The sequence below is a fragment of the Sphingobacterium thalpophilum genome, assembly GCF_038396785.1.
Lineage (GTDB): Bacteria > Bacteroidota > Bacteroidia > Sphingobacteriales > Sphingobacteriaceae > Sphingobacterium > Sphingobacterium thalpophilum_A.
This window is the reverse complement of the sequence record NZ_CP151087.1, coordinates 4,917,570-4,931,639: the sequence shown is the minus strand read 5'-3', so window position 1 is coordinate 4,931,639 and position 14,070 is coordinate 4,917,570. Positions and strand designations below refer to the sequence as shown.

Below are 14,070 nucleotides of genomic sequence, written 5' to 3'. Positions count from 1 at the left end.
GCTGCATAGGCAGCTTTTTATCTTTATTTAATTATTTCTTCAATTTCGCGGATAATCTTCTGCGCGATCTGCTCAGCAGCTTCAGGCGTAGGTCCCTCCGAGTAAATCCGAATAATCGGTTCGGTATTCGATTTACGTAAATGAACCCATTCATTTTCAAAGTCTATTTTCAATCCATCGATTGTTGAATGGTCTTCATTTTTATATTTTTCCTCCATTTTGGCCAATAAGTTGTCAATGTCCAATTCCGGAGTCAGTGTAATCTTGTTTTTTGACATAAAGTACTGCGGTAAAGAGGCGCGGTATTCGGAGGCTTTTTTACCAAGTTTAGCCAGATGTGTCAAGAAGATCGCTACCCCTACCAGTGCATCACGGCCATAGTGAGATGCAGGATAGATAACACCGCCATTTCCTTCTCCGCCAATTACCGCATCCACTTCCTTCATCTTTGTAACCACGTTGACTTCACCAACAGCAGCGGCATAATATTCGCCACCATGTGCTTTAGTCACATCACGCAGTGCGCGTGTAGAAGATAAATTAGAAACTGTATTTCCTTTTTTATGCTGCAATAAATAATCTGCTACGGCCACTAAGGTATATTCTTCACCAAATAACTCACCATCCTCCATCATAAAGACCAATCGATCTACATCTGGATCTACAGCAATCCCTAAATCAGCTTTGTTTTCAATAACCGCAGCTGATAGATCTGTCAAATTCTCTTTTAATGGTTCGGGATTATGCGGAAACTGACCATTCGGCTCACAATGGATTTTATAGATTGTCTGCACACCAAGCGCATCCAATAAGGCAGGTATAAATGTACCACCTGTACTGTTTACGGCATCCAAAGCAACTTTAAAATTAGCGGCTTTAATAGCTTCCTTATCAACATATTCCAACGCTAATACAGCGTCTACATGTTTCTGTAAATATGAATAGTCTTTATGAACCTGTCCTAATGCTTCAACTTCGGAAAAATCAAAGTCTAAGGATTCACCAAGGGCCAATACCTCTTGCCCTTCGGCATCTGAAATAAATTCGCCCTTTGCATTCAGTAACTTTAGCGCATTCCATTGACCTGGATTGTGTGAAGCAGTCAAAATAATACCACCAGCAGCTTTTTCCATAGGTACAGCGATCTCTACCGTTGGCGTTGTTGAAAGACCTAAATCAACCACATCAACACCGATGCTTTGCAAGGTACCAATCACCAAATTACTTACCATCTCACCAGAAACACGCGCATCTCTTCCAACAACAATTTTTTTGATACCACTCTGCTTAACAATTATTTTGCCATAAGCAGCTGTAAACTTAACGATATCTATTGGGGTAAGTGCCTCTCCAGCACGCCCGCCTATCGTACCTCGTATTCCTGATATTGATTTAATTAAAGTCATTTCTTTTGAATTGAGTAACGTGTAAATTTAGCACAATGGCAATAAAATATCGAATTAAAATTATAATTAAGGAATATTTAACGTATATTTGTTGCAACAAAGTTGTTTTTAAAAGAAACAACCGTTTGCAATGAAATTATTTTTACTTTTGAAAAGTGAGTTTTTAAAGTTTAGGAATTTCATTGTCATCAACAACATTTATGATTCAACAATTAGTACACATCGATCAAGAGATTTTTCTGGCCATTAATCAGGGCTTGAGTAACCCCGTGTTTGATTGGTTATTGCCTATACTACGCAATCCATATACCTGGGCCCCCTTGTATTTATTTCTGATCATATTTTTCATAAAGACCTATGGAAAAACGGGAATTCTAATTGTTGCCATGACCTTGGTTACCTTCGGAATTTCCGATGGTATATCATCTCATTTGATCAAAAAGACTGTAAAAAGGATTAGACCGTGTAACGACGTGGAGTTTAAAGAAAATGTCAACATCCGGGTGCGATGCGGCTCCGGCTTTAGCTTTACCTCCTCTCATGCGGCCAATCATTTTTCCCTTGCTTTTTTCTGGATTGTACTTTTCCGGAGAAGATGGAAACATGTGCTTTGGCTTTGTATTACCTGGGCAACCCTAATTTCAGTCTCTCAAATTTATGTTGGTGTCCATTACCCGTTTGATGTCCTCTGTGGTTCAGCCTTAGGTATCCTGGTTGGATTGGCAACAGGCTACTTATTCAAACGGTTTGTGCCTAGCTTTTTTAAAACTGAACACGTATAATGAATTCAATTTTATTGATTTTAATTTTATTCATACCTGCATTTGCAAGTGGAATTGCTGTATTTTTTGTACAAAAGAAAGGAACCAGTTTCCTTAAACTCATCCTTTCTTTCAGTGGAGCCTATTTATTCTCTATTACGGTACTGCACCTCATTCCGCATGTCTATCAGTCTAACAATACTTCACCTGAGGTATTGGGTATTTATGTGCTTGCTGGATTTCTTTTCCAGCTCTTTCTTGAACAGTTCTCCCAAGGGATCGAGCATGGCCATATCCATACCGACAATGATCACGACCACCACAATCATCGTTTTCCAATAGGTATTATGTTCAGTCTATGTCTTCATGCTTTCCTTGAAGGCATGCCACTCGCGGCAACACATCAGACTGAACTTGCACTAGGCATATCCATCCACCACATTCCGGCGGCATTTGCATTGGGAAGTATTCTAATAAGCACGCATTTAAAGAAAAACACCATCCTCATTACACTAGCTTTATTTGCAGCAATGACCCCTTTTGGCTTTTTGCTGAGCAAAGCCATCAGTGCAGGTGAAGTAGGCAATATCCAGCAATATTTTGATAAAATCATGGCCGTGGTTATTGGTATCTTCTTGCACATATCGACAACGATACTTTTTGAATCGGGCTCAATTGACCATCATAAATTCAATAAAAAGAAAATGATTGCTGTGATAGCCGGTGTTGCTATTGCACTCGGAAGTTTCTTATTTGTCGGAGAACATGATCATGGGCACGATCAGCATCAACAACCGCATGATCATGAACATCATGACCATGCGCATTAATTTCTTTAGCCGCGAAGTTTATCCAACAGTGCACTTAAAGTCATTGCCTCTTCTTCGCTAATTCGATCGGGTAAAAGATCCTTCATCAACATATCCTCATCTAAACTCTTAAGAATCTCGAGGCCCTTCTCAGTGATAACCAAATCCACTGCCCTTTTATCACCACCCGATTGACAACGTGAAACCAATTCTTTGGAAACCATGCGATCAATCATACGCGAGATGTCCGGGGTAGTACTCAACATTCTTGATTTAATCAGATTATTGGTTGCAGGCTTGGGATATTGGCCCCTCAATATGCGCAAGACATTAAACTGTTTCAAAGTGATTCCTTCTTTGGCAGCACGCTGTTCAAGCTCATTGTTAATCCAATTGTACGTGTAAAGAATATTTACCGTACAACGATGCCATTCATTGCTGAATTTACTTACTTTGATTTCGTCCTCAATCTTCATTCTGGTTGATAATTAATCGTTCTGAATAGTAAAGATAGCTGTTTTTTACTAAATACATAACTATGACATTAGAATCATTCTAAATGGTAGAAATTCTGTATATTTGAAGAATTCAAAAAAACAGGCAAATGCGTAATAGAACTAGCTTAGATAAGCTAAAAAAAGGGGAAAAAGCGGTAATTATAGATTTTGATTCACACGAAATTCCAGCTAAATTTTTCGAATTGGGGTTTATTCCCGGTACTGAAGTAGAGGTGAAACATATCGCACCTTTGGACGGTCCTATATGTCTAAATATTAATGCTAATAACGCCTTAATTGCTATCCGCAAATCAGAAGCCAAAGTCATCCTTATTGATCAGAAATAATGAATAACCCGATTATTGCACTTTTGGGTAATCCAAATGTGGGTAAAACATCGCTATTTAACCGGATTACAAAATTAAATCAGAAAGTAGGAAATTATCCCGGTATTACGGTCGAAAAACGTGAGGGGCAAGTTAAAGCCAACAACAAAGTTTATCGTATTATTGACTTACCGGGCACATATACCCTGTTCCCAAGTTCATTGGACGAAGAAGTTGTTTTCAACACTTTAGTCAATAAAGAAAGTAGTTTCAGACCAAACCTCGTCGTTGTCGTCGCTGAACCTACGAACCTAAAACGGTCTATTATTCTTTATCAACAAGCCCGGGAGCTCGGCCTGCCGGCCATCTTTGTCATCAATATGATCGATGAAGCCAAAGAAAAGGGAATTACAATCGATGTTCAGAAACTTGAACACCTATTAAATACAAAAGTATACGAAACCAATGCGCGTACGGGGCAAGGTATCGATCAGCTGATCAAAAACTTTGATGCTGTTCCGCCCATGTATATCAGCAAATTCAGTCTACCAACGGAAGCTGATGCGGCATTAGAGGAAACTAAACGTCTTTTCCCATTAGATACGGAATACCACACCTGGCAATACCTAGCCAAAGGCGAAGTATCCTTTTTATCGAAAGAAAAAAATCAGGCTATCCAGCAAATCCGTGAAAAATATCAATTGCGGGCCGAGAAGCTGCAAAAAGACGAAGCCATATTGCGCAGTAAATCCCTAGATAGCAGCCTTGCCGAAATTTATGTAAAGGATGAATCCTCGAATAAAAACAAGACCAATACGATTGATAGCATCCTGCTTCACCCAATCTTTGGTTACGTCATCTTCTTTGGCATCCTCTTTTTAATCTTCCAGGCAATTTATACCTGGTCTGGACCAGCCATGGATTTTATCGACGGTTTATTTGGTGATCTTGCAGCCTATATACAAACAGCATTGCCAGCAGGGCCGTTAACCGACTTGCTCAGCAATGGTATTATCAAAGGTATTGGCGGAATTGTAATCTTCATTCCACAGATTGTTATTTTATACATCTTTATCTCGATCATGGAAGAAACGGGCTATATGAGCCGTGTTGTTTTCCTGATGGACCGCTGGCTGCGTCCCTTTGGTCTAAATGGAAAATCAGTGATTCCATTGATTTCGGGCGTAGCCTGTGCTGTTCCTGCGGTCATGTCTGCGCGTAACATCGAAAATAGCAAAGAAAGACTGGTCACTATTCTGGTAACACCTTTTATGACCTGCTCAGCGCGTCTCCCTATTTATATCGTTCTGATCGGACTGGTGATACCGGACACGAAATTAGGAGGATTTCAAATACAAGGGATTGTATTGTTTGTGATGTACCTGCTTGGCATATTCGCAGCTTTGCTATCCGCGATTATCCTGACCAAAGTCATCAAATCAAAACACAAATCATTTCTCATCTTTGAACTCCCCACCTATAAGACTCCGGATTGGAAAAATGTAGCCTTAAATGTCTGGGAAAAAGCATCAAGCTTTGTCTTCGGCGCAGGTAAAATTATTTTAGCCATTTCTGTTATACTCTGGGCATTAGGTAGTTTTGGTCCAAACGACAAATTTAGCCAAGCAGAAGAATATGTAACAAAAAATAGCCCCAACCTGTCCGAAGCAGATTTGGAGCATGAAGTTTCATCATATCGTCTGGAACACTCCTTCCTTGGTTATCTTGGCATGGCTATTGAACCTGTTGTTAAACCATTGGGCTATGACTGGAAGATGGGCATAGGTCTCATTTCTTCCTTTGCTGCCCGTGAAGTGTTTGTGGGCACAATGGCAACAGTATATAGCCTTGGTGATGAAGTGGATATCGAAGATGAAGCATCTAAAACAACGGTATTAGGCAAAATGAAAAGCGAAATTAACCGGAATACCGGTTTACCGGCTTACAATTTAGCTTCCGGTATATCCTTATTACTGTTCTATGCTTTTGCTATGCAATGTATGAGTACAATTGCGGCAGTAAAAAGGGAAACAGGCTCATGGAAATGGACTTTAATACAGCTTGGTTTCATGACAGGTTTGGCCTATTTCAGTGCCTTAATTGCTTATCAACTTTTAAAATAAAAAGCTATGGATAATTTAACAGTACAATATCTCATCGTAGGAATTCTCGTTTTGGCGGCTGTATGGTATGTCGTTAAAAATGTCCGAAAATCATTAAAGGGCAAGTCGAGCTGCTCGAAAGGCTGTGGATGCGACTGCAGCGTAGAAAAAACACAAAAAGCAAATTAATTTATCTTTTTGAGTAGCATTTGCAAATAAGATTTCGTTATTAGCTAGAGTGGCCAAAAATCACACTAGCTACTAATTCATAAAGCGCCGTATTTCCAAATTACGGCGCTTTCTATTTCTTAGCCAAAAACATGGCTCCGGCCATTGTTTATAAAAAAACAACGAAATACATTAAAAGCACAACAGAATGTGCACAAATACCTAAGTGTTTTATTAACTTTATGCGCTTAGGGCAAAAGATGCACTGGGAGCCACGTTATTCGTCGGCACATCATACAGCGGCAGCAATTTTGACCAATTCGATTCTGGTAAGGAGTAAAGTCTTCACAGGTTTCCCCTGCCAAGGATCGGTCAAAACAGACTAGTAACCGTATTAACCATACACATGGAGAAACAGAACAATAAGGAAGAATTAAAAAGAGGACTTCAAAATAGACATATTCAATTAATTGCCCTGGGTGGTGCAATTGGTACAGGCTTATTTCTAGGTATCGGAAAGGCTGCCACACTGGCTGGGCCGGCAGTTATACTCGGCTATGCTTTCGCTGGAATTATTGCTTTTTTTATTATGCGCCAATTGGGCGAGATGGTCGTTGAAGAACCTGTTTCAGGAAGTTTTAGCTACTTCGCCAATAAATATTGGGGTTCTTTTGCAGGTTATGCTTCGGGCTGGAACTATTGGGTCCTGTATATCTTGGTGAGCATGGCCGAACTCACAGCAATAGGTGTTTATGTGCAGTTTTGGTGGCCTGAAATACCCCTATGGGCATCAAGTTTATTTTTCTTCTTTGCAATCAACGCCCTTAATCTTGCCTCTGTCAAAATTTATGGCGAGACGGAATTTTGGTTTTCCATTATTAAGGTTATTGCGATCATCGCAATGATTGTTTTTGGCGTATATTTACTGGTAAGCGGTACTGGAGGTGAGCAGGCAAGTCTCAGCAACCTGACTTCACATGGCGGTTTTTTTCCAAAAGGCTGGTTTAACGAAACATCGGATGGCAATTTTGAAGGTCTCCTTTCGGCCATGGCATTGATTATGTTTTCTTTCGGTGGTCTAGAGTTGGTTGGTATTACTGCTGCAGAAGCCGAACATCCCGAAAAGAACATCCCCAAAGCGACCAACCAGGTGATCTATCGGATCTTGATCTTTTATGTAGGTGCACTCATTATTCTTTTCTCTTTGACACCGTGGACGAATATCACCGCCGATACAAGTCCCTTTGTACTGGTATTTGACAAACTTAATGGATTTGAATTTACCCTCTTTGGAAAGACTTTCTATTTCACAAAAATTATCGCAAATGCGCTAAATCTCATTGTCCTTACCGCCGCATTATCAGTATATAATAGCAGTGTGTACAGCAACAGCAGAATGCTATATGGACTGGCAGAACAGGGGAATGCCCCTCGTTTTCTTTCGAAACTCAACAAGAATCATGCGCCTATTAACGCAATTTTGGTCTCGGCACTTTTCGCTGCGATCTGTGTATTTATCAACTATATTGCGCCGAAAAATGCCTTGGAGATCTTGATGTCGCTTGTGGTATCTTCACTGATTATAAACTGGGTCATGATTTCCATTACACATTTGTATTTCAGAAAAAATAAACTCGATGCCCACTTGCGGACCAAGTTCCCATCCTTTCTATATCCCCTAAGTAATTATATCTGTCTGATCTTTTTGATCGCTGTACTTGGCATCATGTGGATAACAGGAATGAAACTTCCGGTAGAATTGATCCCTGTTTGGCTTATATTACTCTATGTGAGTTATATTTTGATCAAAAGAAAGAAATCTTAGTTCACAGAACCTCGATCTTATCAATAAAAAAGCCTGATTCATTGCATGAGTAAGGCTTTTTTGCTAAAATTTAAAGCGGGTATTCCTCCTCGAGAATAGCAAATTCATCATTATCGCTCCAACCATCTAAAACAATCCCAGCTGTGTGCCTGCATCGGGTAAGCGAAAAAGATCCCTTCTCAAGGATGGGAGCGTCCCATTATTCATATATTTCTTGACAGAAAGCTTGAATAAATGCTGTAAACTCTCGGCCATATGACCATCCCCTTTTATCCTCCGCCCGAAATCGGTATCGTTAATTTTTCCACCATGACAGGCTTCAATCCAATGTAATACCTTCTCAGCACGGTCAGGGTAGTTCTGATAGAGCCAATCCTTAAAGATACCACCGATCTGTCCATTGAGCCGCACGATGGTATAAGAGGCTGTAATTGCGCCCGCATCTGCTCCCGAACGAATCAGATCTGAAATCTCATCACTATTGATCCCCGGAACGATGGGTGCCATCATCAGCATGACGGGTACACCAATCCCTGCCAATCCCTCAATCAGTTTCAACCGGGCCGATGCCGTTGCAGTACGGGGTTCCATTTTCTGACGTACCTCCTCGCGCAACGAATTGATGGTTACTGCAACGGAAACCAGATTGCGTGCAGCAAGCTCACGCAAAAGATCAAAATCCCGCCGCATCAGTACATTTTTGCTGATGATAGAGACCGGATGCTGGTATTTGACCATCAATTCTAAAAGTGAACGTGTGATACCCAGCTTTCGTTCAATAGGTTGATAACAGTCTGTATTGCCGGAAAGCATAATCAAATCGGGCTGATAGCTCGATTTTCTAAACTCCTGTTCGAGAAGCTGAGCCGCATTATGTTTTACCAGGATCTTACGCTCAAAATCCAATCCTGCACTAAAACCCCAATACTCATGCGAATTGCGCGCATAACAGTAAATACACCCATGTTCACAGCCCTGATAGGGATTAATGGATCTTTCAAAACGGAGATCCGGACTATTTGACTTGGAAATAATGGATTTTGGATGAGTCGGAATAAATTGTGTTTTTTCGGCCCCCAAAAACTCCTCATCCAGCCCTTCAACATGCTCCTGCACGTATTGGTTAGAAAAAAATTTGTTATTGAGATTGGTCTGCGCCCCTCTACCCTTAAAATATTCTGACGAATTCATAAGTTAAAATTACTAAAATTATTAGTAAAAACAAATTTGGATCTCTTAATTTTCCCAAAGGCCCAAAGCGAATATTCTCGAGTTTGAAGCCCAAATAAATCGCATTTTAAACCAAACAAAAAATCCCTACACTGTCGTTACAGGATAGGGATTAAAATTCTTATGCTAGATCTCAGTCCAGCTTCTTCTTATTTCATTAAGAAACCACCACCGAGTAGATCATTGCCTTCATAAAAAACGGCCGATTGTCCAGGAGCAATACCCTTCACATTGTGTACAAAATCAATGCGCACTTTATCGCCTTCTTGGGAGATGGTCGACAAAGCACCAGAATCTTTATAACGTACCTTTGAAATTGCTTCCATCGGTTGATCCAGTCCTGCATATTTCACAAAGTTCACATTGCGAACATAGGCATGTGACTTTTCAAGTTCGTGTTCTTCACCCAATACCACCGTATTACTTTCTGGAAGGATTTCGATCACAAACATCGGTTTACCCAAGGCAATACCTAAGCCTTTACGTTGACCGATGGTGAAATAAGGATAGCCAATATGTTTACCGACGACGGTACCATCGGAAAGGATAAAATTCCCCGGACCAATTTGTTGATCCAATGTTGGCACCTTATGTCTCAAAAACGCACGGTAGTCGTTGTCAGGAACGAAACAGATTTCATAACTTTCAGACTTATTGGCCAATTCTGTTTGCCCCATATCCAAAGCCATCTGACGAATTTCCTTTTTCGTGAAAGATCCTAAAGGGAACTGCGTCCGCGCAAGGTTTTCTTGAGACACGCCCCACAGAACGTAAGATTGATCTTTATTTTCATCCTTACCTTTTGATATCACATAGCGACCATTGTCGTGCATACGGATATTGGCATAGTGCCCGGTAGCGATAAATTCACAGTCCAATTTGTCAGCACGTTTCATTAAAGCCTCCCATTTGATGTGGGTATTACACAATACGCATGGGTTAGGCGTGCGTCCAGCAATATATTCTTCTACAAAATTATCAATCACAAAATCTCCAAACTCATCACGTATATCTAATATATAATGAGGGAAACCATAGTTTACGGCTAATGTACGAGCGTCATTGATACTATCAAGGCTACAACATCCGGTCTCTTTCGACGAACCACCTGCGGATGCATAATCCCATGTCTTCATCGTGATACCGATAACTTCATATCCTTGTTCGTGGAGCATGACAGAAGCAACGGAGCTATCTACCCCTCCACTCATTGCAACTAAAACTCTTCCTCTTTTACTCATCTCTAATTATTGAAATGCAAAGATACAGCTTATTCCTTTTCCTATATGTTAGTTTCTTGTAATTTTATCTCGATCAAAATCAACACGTTCGAAAAAAGTACGAAAATAATCTGCATAAAAGTTTTAGAATTCAAATTATCGGACTATATTTGCATCGCAATAGGGGAACAAACCCATAGCAGAAAAGCGGTGCCATAGCTCAGCTGGTAGAGCAAAGGACTGAAAATCCTTGTGTCCCTGGTTCGAACCCAGGTGGCACCACGCTTCAATCTGATGATCACAGATTTAAATAAAAGGTCAACTGGTGCCATAGCTCAGCTGGTAGAGCAAAGGACTGAAAATCCTTGTGTCCCTGGTTCGAACCCAGGTGGCACCACAAAAAAAGCTTGTTCATTGAACAGGCTTTTTTTGTTTTAGCTAACTGCATTTCATACAACTTCCGGATCAAGCTGAATTCTTGGGATCAGTTTCAAAACCTGTGGACTACGCAAATAATGGATCAGTTTCAAAACCTGTGGACTACGCAAATAATTTGGTCAATCTGAACAGGAAGAAATTGATGTCACCTACACCTCTAAACTGACTTCTGAAAGCTTTTATCTTTGCATTGAAAGATTCTGCTGAAGCATTTGTACTCTTGTTGTCGAAGTAGTTCAATATTTTTTTGTGATGGATATTTATGGTTCTGGAGACGGTGTTGAATGACTTGAAGCCGGCCTGTTCCACTTTATCCGCCCATTTTGCCAACCTTGTAAAGGCGTAGATCTTATCTATGGTGGTGTTGAATATCCAAGAGAGTTCTTGGGATAGCCTGTACGCCTTTTCAATATCGGGATATCGCTCAAAGAGTACAGCAGCCCTTTCTCTTTGCTCGTAAGTCCATTTATGTTCACTTTTATAAAGCAGGTATCGGCTTCTTGCAAGTAACTGTTTGATGGTTTCACTGTTGGATAGGACTTCCGGAAAATAGGTTTCCTTATTCTTTCGTGCTTGGTCAATTGCTTGATTTTCATCGTCAATGGCCTGCCAGCGGTGCTTTATCCTTATTTCCTGAAGCGCTTCGTTAGCAAGTTGCTGAACATGGAAACGGTCTATTACCTGAACAGCATTGGGAAAGCATCTTTTGGCTATCAATCCCATATTACCGGCTAAATCAAGCGTTATCTCTTGAACTTTATTTCGTAATCTCTGTGGGATCTTTTGAAGGATCGGGATAATGTTCTCTGATTTTGTCCCGTTCAGTATGGCTACAATGGTCCCTTTTTTGCCCCGTGCTTCTTTATTGGTGACAACGGTATAGAGCTCGCCATGGGATAGGCAGGTCTCGTCAATAGAAAGATGGCCGCTGACATTCTGTGGGAAGGTCAATCCATCTCGCGCATTTTCGCGATGCTCCCAATCCTGGAAACCGCTCAGTTTATTGCGGTAGTATCTCCTTAGTTTACTGGCTGATATCCCATAGAATGAACTGATGGTCTGAATGCTATGAGCCTGGTTGTCCGCTGATACCTTTTAAAAAAGCTGCGAAATCCTGTGTGATGCGCGTCCCTTTGGCTACTAGTTCCCAATTTCTGTAGACTACTTTATCGGTATCCTGGTTGAGCCACCTGCGGCGCTTGACATGAAGATAGACCTGCATGCCACGGATAGGAAAATCTTGAAGGGTAACGGGTTCGAAAAACCCCTTGGAAATCAACTTCTGGCCTTGATATTCTTCAGGTGTATTATTGAGTTCCTCCAGAAAGATATCCAGTCTTTTTTCTTCTTTGGAATAGTGGGTCATCTCAAAATAATCGGAAACTCCTTCGGGAATAATTAAGGGCATTAACGCGTTAAAAGATTCGTGCATCTGTATAAATATCAAAGCACAAATATCTAATTATTTTTTATCCCCTCCACAACTTTTGTACATGATCCCAAATAATTTGGTCAATCTGAACAGGAAGAAATTGATGTCACCTACACCTCTAAACTGACTTCTGAAAGCTTTTATCGGATCAGTTTCAAAACCTGTGGACTACGCAAATAATTTGGTCAATCTGAACAGGAAGAAATTGATGTCACCTACACCTCTAAACTGACTTCTGAAAGCTTTTATCTTTGCATTGAAAGATTCTGCTGAAGCATTTGTACTCTTGTTGTCGAAGTAGTTCAATATTTTTTTGTGATGGATATTTATGGTTCTGGAGACGGTGTTGAATGACTTGAAGCCGGCCTGTTCCACTTTATCCGCCCATTTTGCCAACCTTGTAAAGGCGTAGATCTTATCTATGGTGGTGTTGAATATCCAAGAGAGTTCTTGGGATAGCCTGTACGCCTTTTCAATATCGGGATATCGCTCAAAGAGTACAGCAGCCCTTTCTCTTTGCTCGTAAGTCCATTTATGTTCACTTTTATAAAGCAGGTATCGGCTTCTTGCAAGTAACTGTTTGATGGTTTCACTGTTGGATAGGACTTCCGGAAAATAGGTTTCCTTATTCTTTCGTGCTTGGTCAATTGCCTGATTTTCATCGTCAATGGCCTGCCAGCGGTGCTTTATCCTTATTTCCTGAAGCGCTTCGTTAGCAAGTTGCTGAACATGGAAACGGTCTATTACCTGAACAGCATTGGGAAAGCATCTTTTGGCTATCAATCCCATATTACCGGCTAAATCAAGCGTTATCTCTTGAACTTTATTTCGTAATCTCTGTGGGATCTTTTGAAGGATCGGGATAATGTTCTCTGATTTTGTCCCGTTCAGTATGGCTACAATGGTCCCTTTTTTGCCCCGTGCTTCTTTATTGGTGACAACGGTATAGAGCTCGCCATGGGATAGGCAGGTCTCGTCAATAGAAAGATGGCCGCTGACATTCTGTGGGAAGGTCAATCCATCTCGCGCATTTTCGCGATGCTCCCAATCCTGGAAACCGCTCAGTTTATTGCGGTAGTATCTCCTTAGTTTACTGGCTGATATCCCATAGAATGAACTGATGGTCTGAATGCTATGAGCCTGGTTGTCCGCTGATACCTTTTAAAAAAGCTGCGAAATCCTGTGTGATGCGCGTCCCTTTGGCTACTAGTTCCCAATTTCTGTAGACTACTTTATCGGTATCCTGGTTGAGCCACCTGCGGCGCTTGACATGAAGATAGACCTGCATGCCACGGATAGGAAAATCTTGAAGGGTAACGGGTTCGAAAAACCCCTTGGAAATCAACTTCTGGCCTTGATATTCTTCAGGTGTATTATTGAGTTCCTCCAGAAAGATATCCAGTCTTTTTTCTTCTTTGGAATAGTGGGTCATCTCAAAATAATCGGAAACTCCTTCGGGAATAATTAAGGGCATTAACGCGTTAAAAGATTCGTGCATCTGTATAAATATCAAAGCACAAATATCTAATTATTTTTTATCCCCTCCACAACTTTTGTACATGATCCCTTTTATCTTTGCATTGAAAGATTCTGCTGAAGCATTTGTACTCTTGTTGTCGAAGTAGTTCAATATTTTTTTGTGATGGATATTTATGGTTCTGGAGACGGTGTTGAATGACTTGAAGCCGGCCTGTTCCACTTTATCCGCCCATTTTGCCAACCTTGTAAAGGCGTAGATCTTATCTATGGTGGTGTTGAATATCCAAGAGAGTTCTTGGGATAGCCTGTACGCCTTTTCAATATCGGGATATCGCTCAAAGAGTACAGCAGTGGAATTGCAATAGTAAATCGGAGAC

The 14,070-nt window shown here is 40.8% G+C and carries 15 protein-coding genes and 2 tRNA genes; 8 read left to right on the top strand and 9 right to left on the bottom strand.

Translation table 11 applies throughout. From position 1 onward, the window contains the following. Window positions 1-23 precede the first annotated feature (23 nt). Complete coding sequence (glmM, locus tag AACH28_RS21795; RefSeq protein ID WP_120336231.1) at window positions 24-1,406, bottom strand: phosphoglucosamine mutase; 1,383 nt, start codon at window positions 1,404-1,406, stop codon at window positions 24-26. A gap of 200 nt (window positions 1,407-1,606) precedes the next feature. On the opposite strand from glmM, the gene AACH28_RS21790 reads away from it, so the two are divergent. Both AACH28_RS21790 and AACH28_RS21785 read left to right on the top strand, forming a co-directional pair. Beyond that, window positions 1,607-2,188 (top strand): phosphatase PAP2 family protein, encoded by a 582-nt coding sequence (locus tag AACH28_RS21790; RefSeq protein WP_075993913.1) that lies wholly within the window; start codon window positions 1,607-1,609, stop codon window positions 2,186-2,188. Further along, entirely contained in the window at window positions 2,188-2,997 is an 810-nt protein-coding gene (locus tag AACH28_RS21785; RefSeq protein ID WP_075993914.1) for a ZIP family metal transporter, read from the top strand. Before AACH28_RS21790 ends, AACH28_RS21785 begins: the two co-directional genes overlap by 1 nt. 5 nt (window positions 2,998-3,002) lie before the next feature. Here AACH28_RS21785 and AACH28_RS21780 read toward each other — a convergent pair whose 3' ends face one another. After that, window positions 3,003-3,452: a MarR family winged helix-turn-helix transcriptional regulator gene (locus AACH28_RS21780; protein WP_075993915.1), complete on the bottom strand. Its 450-nt coding sequence runs from the start codon at window positions 3,450-3,452 to the stop codon at window positions 3,003-3,005. A 128-nt stretch (window positions 3,453-3,580) separates the two neighbouring features. Between AACH28_RS21780 and AACH28_RS21775 the strand changes: the two genes are divergently transcribed. From AACH28_RS21775 to AACH28_RS21760, 4 genes are all read left to right on the top strand, one after another. Continuing rightward, on the top strand, window positions 3,581-3,820 hold the full coding sequence (locus AACH28_RS21775; RefSeq protein WP_286775093.1) for a FeoA family protein: 240 nt from the start codon (window positions 3,581-3,583) through the stop codon (window positions 3,818-3,820). Next, a complete protein-coding gene (gene feoB, locus AACH28_RS21770) occupies window positions 3,820-5,922 on the top strand; it encodes a ferrous iron transport protein B (RefSeq protein ID WP_341831488.1) in 2,103 nt (700 codons plus the stop codon). Before AACH28_RS21775 ends, feoB begins: the two co-directional genes overlap by 1 nt. A gap of 6 nt (window positions 5,923-5,928) precedes the next feature. Beyond that, window positions 5,929-6,090 (top strand): FeoB-associated Cys-rich membrane protein, encoded by a 162-nt coding sequence (locus tag AACH28_RS21765; RefSeq protein ID WP_075993917.1) that lies wholly within the window; start codon window positions 5,929-5,931, stop codon window positions 6,088-6,090. 385 nt (window positions 6,091-6,475) lie between these two features. Further along, window positions 6,476-7,894, top strand: a complete 1,419-nt coding sequence (locus AACH28_RS21760) for an amino acid permease (RefSeq protein WP_286775091.1) — start codon at window positions 6,476-6,478, stop codon at window positions 7,892-7,894. 126 nt (window positions 7,895-8,020) lie between these two features. Here AACH28_RS21760 and AACH28_RS21755 read toward each other — a convergent pair whose 3' ends face one another. Together AACH28_RS21755 and mnmA are read right to left on the bottom strand one after the other, a co-directional pair. Then, window positions 8,021-9,085, bottom strand: coding sequence for a PA0069 family radical SAM protein (locus AACH28_RS21755; RefSeq protein WP_341831487.1), 1,065 nt, complete (start codon window positions 9,083-9,085; stop codon window positions 8,021-8,023). Window positions 9,086-9,273: 188 nt separating this feature from the next. After that, window positions 9,274-10,365 (bottom strand): tRNA 2-thiouridine(34) synthase MnmA, encoded by a 1,092-nt coding sequence (gene mnmA / locus AACH28_RS21750; protein ID WP_313262122.1) that lies wholly within the window; start codon window positions 10,363-10,365, stop codon window positions 9,274-9,276. A 188-nt stretch (window positions 10,366-10,553) separates the two neighbouring features. On the opposite strand from mnmA, the gene AACH28_RS21745 reads away from it, so the two are divergent. Both AACH28_RS21745 and AACH28_RS21740 read left to right on the top strand, forming a co-directional pair. Further along, window positions 10,554-10,626: transfer RNA gene (locus tag AACH28_RS21745), tRNA-Phe, on the top strand. A gap of 42 nt (window positions 10,627-10,668) precedes the next feature. Then, window positions 10,669-10,741, top strand: a tRNA-Phe gene (locus tag AACH28_RS21740). A gap of 143 nt (window positions 10,742-10,884) precedes the next feature. Here the strand turns inward: AACH28_RS21740 and AACH28_RS21735 are convergent. From AACH28_RS21735 to AACH28_RS21715, 5 genes are all read right to left on the bottom strand, one after another. Further along, entirely contained in the window at window positions 10,885-11,733 is an 849-nt protein-coding gene (locus tag AACH28_RS21735; RefSeq protein ID WP_341831486.1) for a transposase, read from the bottom strand. 115 nt (window positions 11,734-11,848) lie between these two features. Beyond that, window positions 11,849-12,214, bottom strand: a complete 366-nt coding sequence (locus tag AACH28_RS21730; protein ID WP_149525777.1) for a transposase — start codon at window positions 12,212-12,214, stop codon at window positions 11,849-11,851. 168 nt (window positions 12,215-12,382) lie between these two features. Next, the gene (locus tag AACH28_RS21725; protein ID WP_341831486.1) at window positions 12,383-13,231 is read right to left on the bottom strand and encodes a transposase; all 849 of its coding nucleotides are present in this window, start codon (window positions 13,229-13,231) and stop codon (window positions 12,383-12,385) included. A gap of 115 nt (window positions 13,232-13,346) precedes the next feature. Next, window positions 13,347-13,712 (bottom strand): transposase, encoded by a 366-nt coding sequence (locus AACH28_RS21720; RefSeq protein WP_149525777.1) that lies wholly within the window; start codon window positions 13,710-13,712, stop codon window positions 13,347-13,349. 30 nt (window positions 13,713-13,742) lie between these two features. Next, on the bottom strand, window positions 13,743-14,063 hold the full coding sequence (locus AACH28_RS21715; RefSeq protein WP_341833136.1) for a transposase: 321 nt from the start codon (window positions 14,061-14,063) through the stop codon (window positions 13,743-13,745). Window positions 14,064-14,070: the final 7 nt, after the last annotated feature.